General features: G+C 42.6%; 10 protein-coding genes and 1 tRNA gene. 10 read left to right on the top strand and 1 reads right to left on the bottom strand.

The window, feature by feature from the left end:
* The first annotated feature begins 354 nt into the window (after positions 1-354).
* From ACQKCP_RS11010 to ACQKCP_RS10965, 10 genes are all read left to right on the top strand, one after another.
* Positions 355-430: transfer RNA gene (locus tag ACQKCP_RS11010), tRNA-Trp, on the top strand.
* Positions 431-481: 51 nt separating this feature from the next.
* Positions 482-967, top strand: a complete 486-nt coding sequence (gene secE, locus ACQKCP_RS11005) for a preprotein translocase subunit SecE (RefSeq protein WP_057761731.1) — start codon at positions 482-484, stop codon at positions 965-967.
* A 71-nt stretch (positions 968-1,038) separates the two neighbouring features.
* Positions 1,039-1,569 (top strand): transcription termination/antitermination protein NusG, encoded by a 531-nt coding sequence (gene nusG / locus ACQKCP_RS11000; RefSeq protein ID WP_057761729.1) that lies wholly within the window; start codon positions 1,039-1,041, stop codon positions 1,567-1,569.
* Positions 1,570-1,659: 90 nt separating this feature from the next.
* Positions 1,660-2,091, top strand: a complete 432-nt coding sequence (rplK, locus tag ACQKCP_RS10995; protein ID WP_057761727.1) for a 50S ribosomal protein L11 — start codon at positions 1,660-1,662, stop codon at positions 2,089-2,091.
* Complete coding sequence (gene rplA / locus ACQKCP_RS10990; RefSeq protein WP_427612346.1) at positions 2,091-2,792, top strand: 50S ribosomal protein L1; 702 nt, start codon at positions 2,091-2,093, stop codon at positions 2,790-2,792. Before rplK ends, rplA begins: the two co-directional genes overlap by 1 nt.
* Before the next feature lie 457 nt (positions 2,793-3,249).
* Positions 3,250-3,777 (top strand): 50S ribosomal protein L10, encoded by a 528-nt coding sequence (rplJ, locus tag ACQKCP_RS10985; RefSeq protein ID WP_057761724.1) that lies wholly within the window; start codon positions 3,250-3,252, stop codon positions 3,775-3,777.
* Positions 3,778-3,897: 120 nt separating this feature from the next.
* Complete coding sequence (rplL, locus tag ACQKCP_RS10980; RefSeq protein ID WP_057761722.1) at positions 3,898-4,269, top strand: 50S ribosomal protein L7/L12; 372 nt, start codon at positions 3,898-3,900, stop codon at positions 4,267-4,269.
* Between the two features lie 764 nt (positions 4,270-5,033).
* Complete coding sequence (rpoB, locus tag ACQKCP_RS10975; protein ID WP_427612345.1) at positions 5,034-9,152, top strand: DNA-directed RNA polymerase subunit beta; 4,119 nt, start codon at positions 5,034-5,036, stop codon at positions 9,150-9,152.
* Positions 9,153-9,303: 151 nt separating this feature from the next.
* Positions 9,304-13,521, top strand: a complete 4,218-nt coding sequence (gene rpoC / locus ACQKCP_RS10970; RefSeq protein WP_057761718.1) for a DNA-directed RNA polymerase subunit beta' — start codon at positions 9,304-9,306, stop codon at positions 13,519-13,521.
* Between the two features lie 166 nt (positions 13,522-13,687).
* The gene (locus tag ACQKCP_RS10965; RefSeq protein WP_427612344.1) at positions 13,688-14,212 is read left to right on the top strand and encodes a DUF6586 family protein; all 525 of its coding nucleotides are present in this window, start codon (positions 13,688-13,690) and stop codon (positions 14,210-14,212) included.
* 155 nt (positions 14,213-14,367) lie between these two features.
* On the opposite strand, the gene ACQKCP_RS10960 is transcribed toward ACQKCP_RS10965, so the two are convergent.
* A complete protein-coding gene (locus tag ACQKCP_RS10960; RefSeq protein WP_427612343.1) occupies positions 14,368-17,007 on the bottom strand; it encodes a penicillin-binding protein 1A in 2,640 nt (879 codons plus the stop codon).
* Between the last annotated feature and the right edge of the window lie 34 nt (positions 17,008-17,041).

The following is a 17,041-nucleotide window of genomic DNA, read 5'->3' as shown; positions in this document are numbered from 1 at the left end:
TTGTTGCTAACGTATTGAACTAAGACTTAAGTCTCAGTAATGAGCTTATGAATTAGTCATAAAAAAGGCCATCCTATCTAGGGTGGCCTTTTTTTATTGGAGAAAGTTGAAGCATGATCGAAAATAGAATTCTGCCTAGCGTGTATTAATGAATTAGCTATATGTGTGACAGAGACAGTTATTTGTTAGATAGCATATTGTAATCTGCAGCATAGCTTGTTATATTATCGCTGCACTTAACGCTAGCAGTTATTTTAGATGGCGGCAGTGCAAAATCAGGTAAAATTAATAATTTTACCGTCAAGGGCTTGCATTCTATGCTAAATATTGTATAATGCTGTCCTTTACACCCATAGGCGATTGGCTCAATTGGTAGAGCATCGGTCTCCAAAACCGAGGGTTGTAGGTTCGAGTCCTACATCGCCTGCCATCTTCTTATCACATCTTTGTTGTACCCCACCATCTCCGAAGCGAGTTCTTTATGAGCAATGATCAAGATAACCTCGAGACTAAGTTATCTGATGCCAAGGCGGTTGCTGGTGGAATGCTGTCTAAAAATAAGCATGTTTCAGCTAGCGGTACTACTGCTGTTGAAGTGGCTAAGACTGGCTCAATAAAAGATTTGATTTTGTGGCTACTTGCCGCAGCTGTATTAATCGGTGCGACTCTAGTAAATCAATACTTACCAGGCTATTGGCAACCTGCCAACGACGTCTGGGTACGTATTGGTATTATTGTCGCACTTGTTGTATTTGCATTAGTCTGTTTGGCGTTAACGCATCAAGGCCGTGCTTTTAAAATATTATTAAAAGACGCTGCCGTTGAGCTTCGCCGAGTGACGTGGCCAGGTAAAGACGAAACCTTTCAATATACATGGCAAGTGATTGTCGTGATTGCGATTGCTGGTTTCTTTATTTGGTTATTGGATAACTTTTTTAATTGGTTCGTTGGTATCTTTATCGGTTAGTAGCACGTATTAGTGACTATTAGCGAGACATTTACTCATAACGACTTATTTATAATGATCAGGAGCGTGATATGCGTTGGTATATTGTCCAAGCGTTTTCAGGATATGAAAAACAAGTACAACGTTCATTAACTGATCGTATTAATCGTAGTGACTTCGCTGAGTCATTCGGTGATGTATTGGTTCCTACTGAAGAAGTCGTCGAAATGAAAGACGGCAAAAAACGTAAGAGTGAGCGTAAATTCTTTCCTGGATATGTATTGATCCAAATGGAAATGAACGATAATACTTGGCACATCGTAAAAGATTGCCCACGTATTATGGGCTTCATCGGTGGTACGCCTGAGATGCCTGCACCGATTACGCAAGTAGAAGCTGATCGCATTTTAAACCGTTTGAACCAGACTGAAACTGACCCACGTCCTAAGACTCTATTTGAGCCAGGCGAAGAGTTGTTGGTTATCGATGGTCCATTTACTGATTTTAAAGGGTTGGTAGAAAAAGTGGATTACGAGAAGTCTAAACTACATCTAACGGTAAACGTATTTAATCGACCTACGCAGGTTGAGCTTGAATTTAGTAAAGTTGAAAAACTAGACTAAATTAGCAAAAAATTCATCAACCGGGGAGCTGTTAGTCAATTAGGTATATACCACGTTGATTTGGCGCTATTACCCATTTAGGAGAGTATCATGGCTAAGAAGATTGATGGTTACATCAAACTGCAAGTGCCTGCAGGCAAAGCAAATCCTTCACCACCTATTGGTCCAGCTTTGGGTCAAAAAGGCGTGAACATCATGGCGTTCTGTAAAGAATTTAACGCTGCGACCTCAGGCCAAGAGCCAGGTCTACCGATCCCAACTGAGATCACAGTATACAGCGACAAATCTTTTACCTTCATCATGAAGTCACCACCAGCTGCATACTTACTACGTAAGGCTGCTGGTATTGCTAAAGGTTCAGGTACACCGAACACTGCTAAAGTTGGTAAAGTTGACCGTGCACAACTAGAAGACATCGTTAAGACTAAGAATGCAGATTTAACTGCTGCTGATCTTGACGCTGCTGTCCGTACCATCGCTGGTACTGCACGTTCAATGGGTATTACCGTGGAGGGTGTATAATGTCTAAGCTAACCAAACGTCAAAAAGAAATTCAAAGCCGTATTGATAACGAAAAACAGTACACTATTGAAGAAGCGGTTCAAATCCTAAACGATTTGCCAGCGCTAAAATTCAAAGAGTCTATCGATATCGCAGTAAACTTGGGCGTTGACCCACGTAAATCTGATCAAGTAGTTCGTGGTGCAACTAACCTACCTGCTGGTACTGGTAAAACCAAACGCGTTGCTGTATTTGCTCAAGGCGCTGCTGCTGAAGCCGCTAAAGAAGCTGGTGCAGACATCGTTGGTTTTGAAGACCTAGCAGAACAAATCAAAGCTGGTAACATGGACTTTGATATTGTTATCGCAGCTCCAGATGCAATGCGTGTTGTTGGTCAGTTAGGTACTATCCTAGGCCCACGTGGTCTAATGCCTAACCCTAAAGTTGGTACAGTAACGCCAAACGTTGCTGAAGCTGTGACTAATGCGAAAGCTGGTCAGGCTCAGTACCGTGTTGATAAAGCTGGTATCATCCATGCAACTATCGGCCAAGTAGGTTTCACTGCTGATCAAATCGAGCAAAACGCGCAAGCGATTCTTTCTGATCTAAAGCGTGCTAAGCCTGCTACTTCTAAAGGTACTTTCATCAAGAAAATTACCTTGTCTAGCACGATGGGTCCAGGTCTAACGATCGACGCTGTTCCTTATCGTACTGCTAAATAATTAAAGTTTTTATCTTCAAATATTTTGAATGATAAATACAAACAGTTTTTAAAGAATTAGGTCAGCGTAGTATTTGCTACGCTGTCTAAGACCGTAGGTAGAGAGTAGTTTAGAGTCATAATTAGCGATCTTCGGATAGTTATTTATGATAATAAGTCACTTTTGTTAATCGACGACAGATGAAAATCTTAGTTGTCCTACGCAGACGGTGGCCCACACAGTTTAAGACACGAGCGAATAGTGCGATAAGATTATTTATAATCTTCAAACTATTACTCAACGTCATTCTGATAACGGTGCCGTAATCAGTCGTTACCAGTAGATGCTTTTTTTATTAATTGAATCCGCTGGTAATGTGTCGTATCAAGTCAGTCTTAGCTTACAGTTTGAGCGCATAAAAACCTTGTTTTTGGCACTTTTATTATAAGTCGATTGATAAGATTAAAGGAGTCAACTTATGGCATTAACGCTAGAACAAAAACAACAAGTTGTGGCTGAAGTGTCTGAAGTTGCTGCTAATGCTTACTCAGCAGTAGCTGCCGAATATCACGGTATTGGTGTTGCACAGCTTACTAAGCTGCGCGAACAAGCTCGTGATAAAGGTGTCGTTTTAAAAGTGGTAAAAAATACACTAGCAAAACGCGCTTTTGAAGGCACTAAGTTTGAGAGCATGTCAGACCGTATGACTGGTCCACTACTTTTGGCTTTCTCTATGGAAGATTTGGGATCTGCTGCTCGAGTCGTTTTCGACTTCAGCAAAGATAACAAAGCTTTAGAGACCAAATTAGTATCAGTCGGTGGTGAAGTTTATGGTCCAGAAGAGCTAGAGCGCGTATCGAAGCTACCAACTCGCGACGAAGCAATCTCTATCTTGATGGCTACTATGAATGCACCAGTGACCAAGCTTGTCCAGACTATGAACGCTGTTCCTGGCAAGTTCGTTCGCACTGTAGCGGCAATCAAAGACGCAAAAGAAGCTGCTTAATTGCTTGTTTTAACGTAACTTTAACATCGCTAATTTTGGTTGCACTTTATTGTCACATTAGGCAAGCAATCAAGGCGATATTAGAATCAATTAATTTTTATCAGATAACGGAGAGTTCTCATGGCACTATCTAAAGATGACGTGTTAAATGCAATCGCTGAAATGTCAGTAATGGATATCGTTGAGTTAATCAGCGACATGGAAGAAAAATTCGGCGTAACAGCTGCTGTTGCTGCTGCACCTGCTGCTGCTGGTCCTGCTGCTGCTGCTGCTGAAGAAAAAGACGAGTTTGACGTAGTTCTTGCCAGCTTTGGCGAGAAGAAAGTTGGCGTAATTAAAGCCGTACGTGAAGCTACTGGTCTTGGCCTAAAAGAAGCGAAAGATTTGGTTGAAAGCGCTCCAGCTCCAATCAAAGAAGGCGCATCTAAAGCTGAAGCTGAAGAGTTGAAAAAGAAACTTGAAGAAGCTGGTGCAACTGTTGAACTAAAATAAGTTTAACACTGTACGAAAAAAAGCTGGTAATGCCTTGCATTGCCAGCTTTTTTTTACTATAATTCGTAGCTTGACCTTTTGTGTCTGCCAACATACGTATGCAACATCACGGTGGATACCCATCAAAAGGACAGACGATATACATGCAAGCACACATGCCAGTTTTTGAAATCAGTTAATATGAGCTAAACGTCTGTAGATGTTTGGCATTTTTTTGTGTCTGCATGCTTTCCTATCAACACTATAGTTTATACTGATTCTAAAAGTTATAGTTACCCCTATTATTAATCCTGAAAAAAGCGGTATTCTTAAAAAAGCTGTTGATCATAAGTTGCCTACTTGGTGTGGCATGACTGTCGATATTTAGTCTCATAGACAGTTTGTATGTGTAGGGAACATGGTTCGGTAATAAGTAGTCTAGATGGCAAGTGGTATGGATGCAATCTTAGTAGACATTATTTCCCAGCAATGTATTTGTAAAGTAAGCCTGATAGGCAATGCGTTATAGATTATATAATATTGAATTTTTTGGTTGCAACAGTCATATAGACTGATTCACTTACCATGAATCTAGCAAGCAACGACGAGATTAAGTGAAGTGTGCTAGGTAAGCACTGAAGAGTAAAGTAGTAATTGACAGAAAAGACATGAACTGAACACGAAGACCCGTTTTATATTATCGTTTACGTCGCCATGTTTGCATCGTATTTATGCATGCTGGCCACGCTTTTAATTTGTTTCCACGTTTACTGTAAGGACTCTCGATGGCATATTCTTATACTGAAAAAAAGCGTATTCGCAAAAGTTTTGCTGAATTGCCCACTGTAATGGACATTCCCTATTTACTGTCTATTCAAGTAGATTCTTACGAGCAATTTTTGCAAGAGCACAAAAAGCCGAAAGCTCGTGAGAATACTGGTTTGCAAGCTGCGTATTCCTCTATTTTCCCAATTGAGAGTCACTCTGGTAACGCAGAGCTACAATTTGTTGAGTACTATTTAGGCACGCCTGAATTTGATGAGCGTGAGTGTATCTTACGTGGTTCAACGTTTGCTGCGCCTATGCGTGTCAAAATCCGTTTGATCATCAAAGACAAAGACAGCAAAGACAAAGATAGCAAAGCTGCTATCAAAGATATCCGTGAGCAAAGCGTTTACATGGGCGAGATGCCTTTGATGACTGCTAACGGTACTTTCATTATCAATGGTACTGAGCGTGTTATCGTATCTCAGCTACATCGTTCACCTGGTGTGTTCTTTGACCATGATAAAGGTAAGTCGCATTCAAGTGGTAAAGTGCTTTATAACGCACGTATTATCCCTTACCGTGGTTCATGGTTAGACTTTGAATTTGATGCAAAAGATTTAGTATTTGCTCGTATTGACCGTCGCCGTAAGCTACTTGCATCAATTATTCTACGCGCACTTGGTCTAACAACTTCTGAAATCCTAGATTTATTCTTTGATAAAGTCGCTGTTTATAAAGCTGAAGAGACGTTTGAAATTGATCTAGTTGCTGATCGTCTACGTGGCGAGATGGCTCAGTTCGATATCGTATCACCTGAAGGTGACGTTATTGTAGAGCAGGGCAAACGCATTAACGCACGCCGTATCCGTCAGCTTGAAGAAGCAGGTATGACGAAGATTGCTGTGCCTGATGAATATCTATACGAGCGTATCTTAGCAGAAGACATCGTCGTTAATGACGAAATCATCGCTAAAGCAAACACGCCAATCGACCATGAATTATTGGTTAAATTGAACTCATTTGAAGCCAGTGGTGCCATCAAAGAGTTCAGCATTCTATTCACCAACGATATCGACCAAGGTAGTTATATTGCCGATACGCTACGTGCTGATAGTACATCAAGCCGTGAAGAAGCATTGATCGAAATCTACAAAGTAATGCGTCCAGGTGAGCCACCAACGGTCGAAACTGCTGAAAAACTGTTTGAGAGCATGTTCTTTAACGCAGATCGTTATGATTTATCAAATGTCGGTCGTATGAAATTCAACCGTCGTCTTGGTTTAGAATTTGATAACACTGATGATCCTGATATCCAGCGTGAACGCAGTGTATTGACCAACGATGATATCGTTAACGTTCTAAAAGAGCTTATCGAGATTCGTAATGGTCGCGGTGATGTCGATGATATTGATCATCTTGGTAACCGTCGTATTCGTTCAGTGGGCGAAATGGCAGAAAACCAATTCCGTGTTGGTCTAGTACGTGTTGAGCGTGCCGTAAAAGAGCGTTTAAGCTCAGCAGAATCAGACAACTTGTCACCACAAGATTTGATTAACTCTAAGCCAGTAGCGGCTGCGGTTAAAGAATTCTTTGGTTCAAGCCAGTTGTCACAGTTTATGGATCAGAACAATCCGTTGTCTGAAGTTACCCATAAGCGCCGTGTATCAGCGTTAGGACCTGGTGGTCTAACTCGTGAACGTGCAGGCTTTGAAGTACGTGACGTACATGATACGCATTATGGCCGTGTATGTCCTATTGAGACTCCTGAAGGTCCAAACATTGGTCTGATCAACTCACTAGCGACTTTTGCTAAAACCAACAGCTTTGGCTTCTTAGAAACGCCATATCGCCGTGTGGTTGATGGTAAAGTTACTGATGTTATTGAATATCTATCAGCAATCGAAGAAGTAGGTACTGTCATTGCACAGGCTGATTCTCCGATGACTGAAGATGGCGCGTTATCTGACGAAATGGTCAGTGTACGTAGCTATGGTGAATTTGTTCGTATGCCGCCAGAAAAGGTGACACATATGGATGTATCACCAAGTCAGGTAGTATCGGTTGCAGCAGGTTTGATTCCGTTCCTAGAGCATGATGATGCTAACCGTGCCTTGATGGGCTCGAACATGCAGCGTCAGGCTGTTCCTACGCTACGTGCTGATAAGCCGTTAGTAGGTACTGGTATGGAGCGTCACGTTGCTCGTGACTCTGGTGTCTGTGTTATTGCTAAGCGTGGCGGTGTGATTGAAGATGTTGATGCATCGCGTATCGTTGTTCGTGTAAACGAAGACGAGATGACTGCTGGTGAAGCGGGTATCGATATCTATAACTTGATCAAATACACGCGCTCTAACCAGAACACTTGTATCAACCAACGTATCATCGTTAACCAAGGTGACGAGATTGCTTTGGGTGATATCTTGGCTGATGGTCCTTCAACGGATCTTGGTGAGCTAGCACTAGGCCAGAACATCCGCATTGCATTTATGCCGTGGAATGGTTACAACTTCGAAGATTCAATCTTGTTATCTGAAAAAGTAGTTAAAGAAGATCGTTTCACTACTATTCATATCCAAGAATTGACTTGTGTGGCTCGTGATACCAAGCTAGGTACAGAAGAGATCACGGCTGATATTCCAAACGTTGGTGAAGCAGCATTATCAAGTCTTGATGAAGCAGGTATCGTTTATATCGGTGCTGAAGTTGACGCTGGTGATATTCTAGTTGGTAAAGTGACGCCAAAAGGTGAAACGCAACTAACGCCAGAAGAGAAACTACTACGGGCTATCTTTGGCGAAAAAGCGGCTGACGTGAAAGACACTTCACTACGCGTACCAACTTCAAGTAAAGGTACGGTTATTGATGTACAGGTCTTCACCCGTGATGGCGTTGAAAAAGACGCACGCGCAAGAGCAATTGAAAAATCGCAGCTTGATAGCTATCGCAAAGATTTGAAAGAAGAGCTACGTATCTTCGAAGAAGCAGCACGTGGTCGTATTGGCAATCTATTAGATGGCCAAAAAGTCAGCGGCGGAGCTGGTCTAAAAGCGGGTACGGTAATGGCGTTGGCTGATATGAAAGATATGAGCCTTGAGACCTTGCTTGATATCCAACCAGTAGAAGAAGAAATCTCTGAGCGTCTAACGCAGATTTCTGACTACTTGGTTGATAAGCAAAAAGACATTGATGTGAAGTTTGCTGAGAAAAAACGCAAATTGACTGCTGGTGATGACTTACAACATGGCGTACAAAAAATCGTTAAAGTATATCTAGCGGTTAAGCGTCGTATTCAGCCTGGTGATAAGATGGCTGGTCGTCATGGTAACAAAGGTGTTGTATCGCGCATCATGCCAGTTGAAGACATGCCTTATGATGAAAATGGTAATACCGTTGACATCGTATTGAACCCACTTGGTGTACCATCTCGTATGAACATCGGTCAGGTTCTAGAGACGCATTTGGGTATGGCAGCGAAAGGGTTGGGCGAGAAGATTGACGGTATGCTCAAATCTCAAGCAGCAATCAAAGAGCTACGTGACTTCTTGGACAAAATCTATAACCAAGTAGGCGGTGAGCAAGTTGATCTTGATAGCTTGAGTGATGATGATATCATGGCGCTAGCAGACAACTTACGTGGCGGTGTACCGATGGGCACAGCAGTATTTGACGGCGCAAGAGAAAGCCAAGTTAAAGACCTGTTAGAGCTTGCTGGTATGGATCGCGATGGTCAGCAGACGTTATATGATGGTCGTACAGGTCAGAAGTTTGATCGTAAAGTAACTGTCGGCTACATGTACATGCTCAAGCTTAACCATTTGGTTGATGACAAAATGCATGCGCGTTCAACAGGTTCTTATTCTCTAGTGACGCAGCAGCCATTGGGTGGTAAAGCTCAGTTTGGTGGTCAGCGCTTCGGTGAGATGGAAGTATGGGCACTAGAAGCATACGGCGCGACTTACACGTTGCAAGAAATGCTAACGGTGAAGTCGGATGACGTTGAAGGCCGTACTCGTATGTACAAAAACATCGTTGATGGTGAGCAGTATATGGATCCAGGCATGCCTGAGTCGTTTAACGTACTGACCAAAGAAATCAAATCACTGGGTATTAATATTGAGTTAAAACAAAGCAACTAGCCCGTTGTTTAACTTAGTTGTCCACTAAAGGCAGTTTGCTTTATTGCTGCTGCTTTTAGTGATTTGTCTCAACCCTATTCATTGCCTTCATTCATCTTATCTGCGTCAATGGTACGCTGTCAGATGATTATAAAGATAACGGAGAAGCAACTTGAAAGATTTACTCGATATCATGCAAAGCCCTACCGGCAACGGTAACCAAGAGTTTGATAGCATTCAAATTACTTTAGCCTCACCTGACGTTATTAAGTCATGGTCGCACGGCGAAGTGAAAAAGCCTGAAACCATCAACTATCGCACGTTTAAGCCTGAGCGTGATGGTCTTTTTTGTGCCAAAATCTTTGGCCCAGTAAAAGATTTCGAATGTTTATGTGGTAAATATAAGCGCCGTAAGTTCCAAGGCGTTATCTGTGAAAAATGTGGTGTTGAAGTTACCACTGCTAAAGTTCGTCGTGATCGTATGGGCCATATCGACCTAGCCAGTCCTGTGGCGCATATTTGGTTCCTAAAATCATTACCAAGCCGCATCGGTCTATTGCTAGACATGACGCTACGTGATATCGAGCGCGTTCTATATTTTGAAAGCTACATCGTTACTGAGCCTGGTCTAACTAGCTTAGAAAAGTATCAGTTGCTTGATGATGAAGATTATTACAAAGCGCTTGAAGAGTTCGGTGATGAATTCACAGCTAAAATGGGTGCTGAAGCCGTTCAAGACCTATTAAAAGATATCGATATCGATCTTGAAATTGATGAGCTTCGTGAAGCGATTCCACAAACTGGTTCTGAGACTAAGCTTAAAAAAATGTCTAAGCGTCTCAAATTATTAGAAGCATTCCGTGATTCTAATAACAAGCCTGAGTGGATGGTAATGAACATCTTGCCAGTACTACCACCAGATTTGCGTCCTCTAGTACCGCTAGAAGGCGGCCGTTTCGCGACGTCAGATCTAAACGATCTATATCGCCGCGTGATCAACCGTAACAACCGTCTTAAGCGTCTGCTTGAGCTAAGCGCCCCTGATATTATCGTACGTAACGAAAAACGTATGTTGCAAGAGTCAGTAGATGCGTTGCTTGATAACGGTCGTCGCGGTCGTGCCATCACTGGTAGTAACAAGCGTCCATTGAAATCTTTGGCAGATATGATCAAAGGTAAGCAAGGTCGTTTCCGTCAAAACTTACTTGGTAAGCGTGTCGATTACTCTGGTCGTTCGGTTATCGTTGTAGGTCCAACACTACGTCTACATCAGTGTGGTCTACCTAAGAAAATGGCACTAGAATTATTCAAGCCATTTACTTATAACAAACTATTGTCTCATGGTTTAGCGACTACGATTAAAGCTGCCAAAAAGATGGTAGAGCGTGAAGAGCCACAAGTGTGGGATATGCTGGCAATGGTTATCCGTGAGCATCCAGTACTTCTCAACCGTGCGCCAACACTTCACCGTTTGGGTCTACAGGCATTTGAGCCAGTATTGATCGAAGGTAAAGCCATCCAGTTGCATCCACTTGTCTGTACTGCATTCAACGCCGATTTCGATGGTGACCAAATGGCCGTTCACGTGCCATTGACGCTAGAAGCACAGCTTGAATCACGTGCCTTGATGATGTCTACCAACAACATCTTGTCACCTGCGAACGGTGATCCGATCATCGTACCATCTCAGGATGTTGTACTAGGTCTATATTACATTAGTCGTTCGTCGATCAATGCCAAAGGCGAGAGCATGATTTTTGCTACCGTTAATGAAGCATTGCGTGCAATTGGTTCAAACGATCTACATGTAAACGCCAAGATCAAAGTACGTGTTACTGAGACGCAAATTGACGAAGACGGTAACGAGACCAAAGAAATCAGTATCAAAGATACGGTTGCTGGTCGTCTACTTATCTGGAACATCATGCCTAAAGGTATGACGTTTGATGAGTGTAACCAAGAGATGACGAAGAAAAATATCTCTCGTTTGATTAACTCTTGCTATCGTAAAGTCGGCGTAAAAGAAAGTGTTATGTTTGCTGACCAATTGATGTATCTTGGTTTTGCTCAAGCAACACTATCTGGCGTGTCTATCGGTATCGATGATATGGTTATTCCACCACTTAAGAAGCAAATCATCGAAGTGGCAGAAGGCGAAGTTCGCGAAATTGAAGATCAGTTCGAGCAAGGCTTTGTAACTGCTGGTGAGCGCTATAACAAAGTAGTTGATATCTGGTCACGTACCAATGACAAAGTCGCTAAGGCGATGATGGACAACTTGGCAACAGATAAAGTTATCAACGCACAAGGTGAAGAAGACGAGCAGAAGTCATTCAACTCTATCTTTATCATGTCAGATTCTGGTGCTCGTGGTAGTGCGGCACAGATTCGTCAGTTGGCTGGTATGCGTGGTTTGATGGCGAAACCAGATGGCTCAATCATTGAGACGCCGATTAAAGCTAACTTCCGTGAAGGTTTGACCGTACTACAGTACTTCATCTCAACTCACGGTGCACGTAAAGGTCTAGCGGATACAGCACTGAAAACAGCTAACTCGGGTTACCTAACTCGTCGTCTGGTTGATGTGGCACAAGATTTGGTTATCACTAGCGATGATTGTGGTACTGAAGAAGGCCTACTCATGAAACCACATATCCAAGGTGGTGAAATCATTGAGAAGCTAGGTGAGCTAGTACTGGGTCGTGTAACTGCTCGTGACGTTACTTATAATGACGATGCTGATAAAGTATTGATTCCAGCTGGTACATTGATCGATGAGTACTGGGTTAACGTCCTTGATAACAACGCAATCGATGATATCTGGGTACGTTCAGTAATTACGTGTGATATCGAACATGGCGTATGTTCACAGTGTTATGGTCGTGACCTTGCACGTGGTCATAAAGTGAATATCGGCGAATCAGTCGGTGTTATGGCAGCTCAGTCTATTGGTGAGCCAGGTACTCAGTTAACCATGCGTACGTTCCACGTGGGCGGGGCAGCGAGTTCAGCCTCTGTAGACAACAGCATCTCTGTACGTAATGCTGGTCAAGCGCACTTTGAAAACATGAAAACAGTACAGCATACCGATGGTCACTTAGTCATCGTATCGCGTTCAGCTGAAATCGCATTGACTGATGAGCTTGGCCGTGAGCGTGAGCGCTATAAAGTACCATATGGTTCAAGCGTACTTGTGAAAGACGAAGAGCAGGTTGAAGGCGGTCAAACTATCGCTAAGTGGGATCCGCATACGCATCCAATCATCACAGAATTTGCTGGTACAGCACGCTTCAGTGACATCACTGATGGTATGACTGCAACAGTAAAAGTTGATGATGCGACGGGTATGAGCTCATTTGAGATTCTAGCCACTCGTGACCGTTCAAGTTCAGCAAAAGACTTACGTCCTGCGATTATCTTGAACACTGACGAAGGCAAAGAAGTGGTTTACTTCTTACCAGCTGAAACTATCATCCGCGTGAGCGACGGTGAAAAAGTAGCAGCAGGTTCGATTCTAGGCCGTGTACCGCAAGCTTCTTCTGGTACGAAAGATATTACCGGTGGTCTACCACGTGTTGCTGACTTGTTCGAAGCACGTCGTCCAAAAGATCACGCCATCATGGCAGAAATGACTGGTGTGGTAAGCTTTGGTAAAGAGACTAAAGGTAAGAACCGCTTCATTATTACTAATGAAGATGGTGAAGTACATGAAGAGCTAATCCCGAAATGGCGTCAAATTAACGTCTTTGAAAACGAGACGGTAGCACGTGGTGAAGTGATCGCTGATGGTCCACAGAACCCACATGATATCTTACGTTTGAAAGGTCAGACTGCACTTGCTGATTATATCGTCAACGAAGTACAGGACGTTTATCGCTTGCAGGGTGTAAAAATCAACGACAAGCACATCGAAGTTATCATTCGTCAGATGTTGCGTAAAGTTGAAATCACTGACGGCGGCGATTCAAGTCACTTCAAAGGTGATCAGGTCGAATATGCAGATATCAAAGCGTTGAATGCTAAGCTAGAAGCGGAAGATAAATTCCCAGTACAGTTTGAGCGTCAATTACTAGGTATCACTAAAGCAAGTCTGGCAACTGAAAGCTTTATCTCAGCAGCTTCTTTCCAGGAAACAACCCGTGTACTAACTGCGGCTGCTGTGACTGGTAAAGTAGATGAGCTACGTGGTCTGAAAGAAAACGTAGTTGTGGGTCGCTTGATTCCTGCAGGTACTGGTCTTGCTTATCATAAAGCACGTAAAGAGAAAGCAGATCAGAAGCTACAAGATAAAGATTTGAATGCAGCATTTGATATGACTGCAAGCACTGATAGTAAAGACTTTGCAAGCTTCGACGAAGCATTTGCTCAAGAGTTAAATCAAGATAATTAATCGTATTAAGTATTTTGATTCATTCTTAATTTGATAAAAGAGCCAGCCTAAGTTGCTGGCTTTTTTGTGCGTATAAAAAACTAAGAAAGGCATGGTGCTATCATCTAAAAAAATAGTACACTGGAAATATGCTCTAATTCACTATTCATAAAAGGATAATTAGCAAATGGCAGGTAAAACTCGCGTCGCCAAATATCAAGCAGATCGAACCAATCAAAAGTTATATTTCTGTCGTTTATCTTGCCAATCTGCAGGAAGTACCAATGATAAGCAGTTATACCAAGCACACTGTGAGACTGCTATTTTTCACTTGCATGGTGCTTTATTGGCATTTATTCAGGAGCTTGGTCACTTTTATAGCTTAAATATGACGGCGCCAACCTTGCTTGATATTGAACAAGTATTGAGCGAGCGTACCCAAGTATCTCCTGAGATTCAGCGTCTGCAGCAATTACAGCAGCAAGGCTTTATCGCCAATATAGAACGTGCTTATCAGCGTTGTCTTTATGCAGTACCGCCAGATACTATCGTCGATGAAGCGCCAAGCAGTCATTCAGCGTCGCCAGACTTGATTGTCAATGTTGTCACCTTATCCAATCAATGGCTGCCTGATGAGACCACAATACGAGAATGGCGCAATCAGCTTTTAGAGCTGATTGAACAACTGCGTGCAAGTATGGTCGAGTTCTAATAGGAAGTTCACCAGAAGATTTATTCTTGATCGCTATTTATTGAACCATTTGAAAGGATGATTAAGTAGGGTAGATCATAGTCTACAGCGCATAAAAAAGGCTTATTCAGTCATTACTGAATAAGCCTTTTATTATTAATTGAGAATTGTCTTGTTTATGACTCTGGCATCGGTGGCATACTTTCAACGGGTGTCACCGTTAATGGATTCTCCGGTACGCTGTCATCACTACGATTGCTGCTTGATTTCGTTGATGGTGGAGTGCTGGTATCTTCAGTAGGCTCTGGAACCGAAGGCTTACGCTGCTGAGTTTGAGTCTTGACTGGTTTCGCTGATTTATTGGAGGCATCGTTAACTAGGACGCCATCATCAGTCATCTCTATGATGTCTTGCTGTTGCTTTCTGGATTTTGAGCGGTTATTGATAGATACCCACTGGCTTGGCGTGTCTTTCAGCTGAGATTTCATAAAGTCCATCCAGACTGGCAGTGCTGCCACACCACCATATTCACGGCGGCCCATAGTAGATGGTTGATCGAATCCCATCCATACTACTGTTGCATTGGTAGGATGAAACCCTGCAAACCACGCATCTTTGGCCTGATTGGTGGTACCAGTTTTGCCACCGATATCATTGCGACCTAATGCCTTTGCTCTTACTGCTGTACCGCGTTGGACTACATCGCGTAGTATATCGGCCATCTCAAAAGCGACTCTAGGTTGCAGTATACGCGGTGCTTGTTTGGCGCTTACATATTGTACGGCAGGCGCTTTTAGGCGGTCTGACTGTGGACCTGCGTTATATACCGTTAAATCAAGCTCTTTATCTGTTGTTTCGCTATCATCATTACTTTTCGATGACGAATTATCGGCAGTTATTTCATTAGTGCTATCATCAAGCGCTTTAATTGACTTCTCATACTCTTCAACTAAGCTGTTATTAACCTTTTCAAGTTTTTCGTTAAAACATAACGCACATGCTTGACGTGGATTAGCTTGAAACAATAGCTCGTTTTTATAATTGTAAATTTGTTCAATAAAGTAAGGTTGGACACGATGACCACCATTCGCGAAAGTTGAGTAAGCCGTGGCCATTTGTAATGGTGTGGCTTGTCCTGCTCCAAGTGCTAATGACAAGGTTGTCGGCAGCTTTTCTTTATCAAGACCAAATTCATCTAATAGGTTGCGCGTACTTGAGATACCGATAGCTTGTAACAAGCGAATAGATACGAGGTTACGCGACAAATATAAACCACGACGTAAAGTGATATCACCTAAGAAACGTTCATCAGAGTTTTTAGGTTTCCAGTCACCTACTTGAATAGCTCGGTCAGACACGATGGTATCTGGGCGATAACCTTTTTCTAAAGCAGCGGTATAAACAAGCGGTTTGATGGTTGAGCCAGGTTGACGCCAGCCTTGTAGAGCGCGGTTGAACTTACTATGGTTAAAATCAAAGCCACCAACCAATGCATTGACAGCACCAGTTTCTGGATTCAACGAAACCAAGCTGCCTTGGATTTTAGGTATTTGACCTAATTGCCAGTTGCCATTTGAAGTAGGTATCACACGAACGATATCGTTTTTCTTAACAACTTGACTGGCATTACTAGGATAATAACCAATACGGTCAGCAGAAATATATTTACGTGCCCATTTCATACCAGACCAATTAACGGTCACTTCTTCACCAGATTGCAGGACTGCATCAAAACTACGAGAATTGACTTTAGTCACCTTGGCAGGAGACATATTGCTGTAACGTCGGAAGTTTTCGAGAGGCTCATCGTTTGCTTCAGCCCCGCGCCAACCATGGCGATGCTCGTAGGCAATTAAGCCTGTTACTACTGCTGCTTCTGCATCTGTTTGCGCTTTACTATCTACTGTGAGACGCACGCGCCAGCCACCGTGCATGACTTGATCACCATAACGTTCGACTAAAGAAGCTCGCGTCATTTCTGCCAAATAAGGCATATTTACATCGAGCTTTTCTTTATATAGGTTAATACCTATAGGAGAGTTGACCGCTTCGTCATACTGAGCTTTGGTAATATAGCCAAGCTCATGCATACGTCCAATGATCCAGTTACGGCGAGTCAGTGCACGGCTAGGATTGGCAACAGGATTATATTTAGAAGGGGCTTTTGGCAGACCGGCTAACATCGCCATCTCAGCAATAGTTAGATTATCTAATGATTTACTATAATATTTTTTGGCCGCAGCGCGAATGCCATAGGCGCCTTCGCCCAGATAGATTTTATTAACATATAACGTCAAAATATCATTTTTACTCAGCTCGTCTTCGATCTTCCGCGCCAAAAACAACTCTGTTAGTTTGCGATTTAAAGTACGTTCTGGACTTAAGAAGTAATTTTTAGCGACCTGCATCGTAATGGTAGAGCCACCTGTTTGGCCATCGTCATCAGTGACTGCTTCGGTGACAGCGCGACCAAGACCTTTAATACTAATTCCGCTATGCTGAAAGAAAGAAGCATCTTCGGCTGCTAAAAAGGCATGAGTTAAATCTTCAGGAATCTCATCAAAACTAACTGGTAACGATAAACGATTGCCATATTGGCCGATTAATTTATCATCACTACTATAAATCTGTAATGGCATTTCTAGTTTGGCTGTTTTAATTTCTTGCGTACTAGGTAGGGTTGGTGACAAATACATTGCCATCCCATAGAAACCAATAGGTACAGCAAGTGCTAGAACAACTGCCAATGCTAGGCAAGCGATAAAAAGTCCCACTAAAAAACGAATGAGACGAGCGGTAGCATTTTTCTTGGCCATAATAAGACTTATTAGTTAGAATTTGTAGCAGACA

Origin of the sequence: Psychrobacter sp. NPDC078631 (assembly GCF_050268165.1) — a bacterium.
Lineage (GTDB): Bacteria > Pseudomonadota > Gammaproteobacteria > Pseudomonadales > Moraxellaceae > Psychrobacter.
The sequence above is the reverse complement of the archived record's forward strand: the minus strand, read 5'-3'. Positions and strand labels throughout refer to the sequence as shown.

Coding starts and splice junctions, on each gene's coding strand:
- secE (WP_057761731.1), top strand. CDS start 482: ATGAGCAATGATCAAGATAACCTCGAGACTAAGTTATCTGATGCCAAG.
- nusG (WP_057761729.1), top strand. CDS start 1,039: ATGCGTTGGTATATTGTCCAAGCGTTTTCAGGATATGAAAAACAAGTA.
- rplK (WP_057761727.1), top strand. CDS start 1,660: ATGGCTAAGAAGATTGATGGTTACATCAAACTGCAAGTGCCTGCAGGC.
- rplA (WP_427612346.1), top strand. CDS start 2,091: ATGTCTAAGCTAACCAAACGTCAAAAAGAAATTCAAAGCCGTATTGAT.
- rplJ (WP_057761724.1), top strand. CDS start 3,250: ATGGCATTAACGCTAGAACAAAAACAACAAGTTGTGGCTGAAGTGTCT.
- rplL (WP_057761722.1), top strand. CDS start 3,898: ATGGCACTATCTAAAGATGACGTGTTAAATGCAATCGCTGAAATGTCA.
- rpoB (WP_427612345.1), top strand. CDS start 5,034: ATGGCATATTCTTATACTGAAAAAAAGCGTATTCGCAAAAGTTTTGCT.
- ACQKCP_RS10965 (WP_427612344.1), top strand. CDS start 13,688: ATGGCAGGTAAAACTCGCGTCGCCAAATATCAAGCAGATCGAACCAAT.
- ACQKCP_RS10960 (WP_427612343.1), bottom strand. CDS start 17,007: ATGGCCAAGAAAAATGCTACCGCTCGTCTCATTCGTTTTTTAGTGGGA.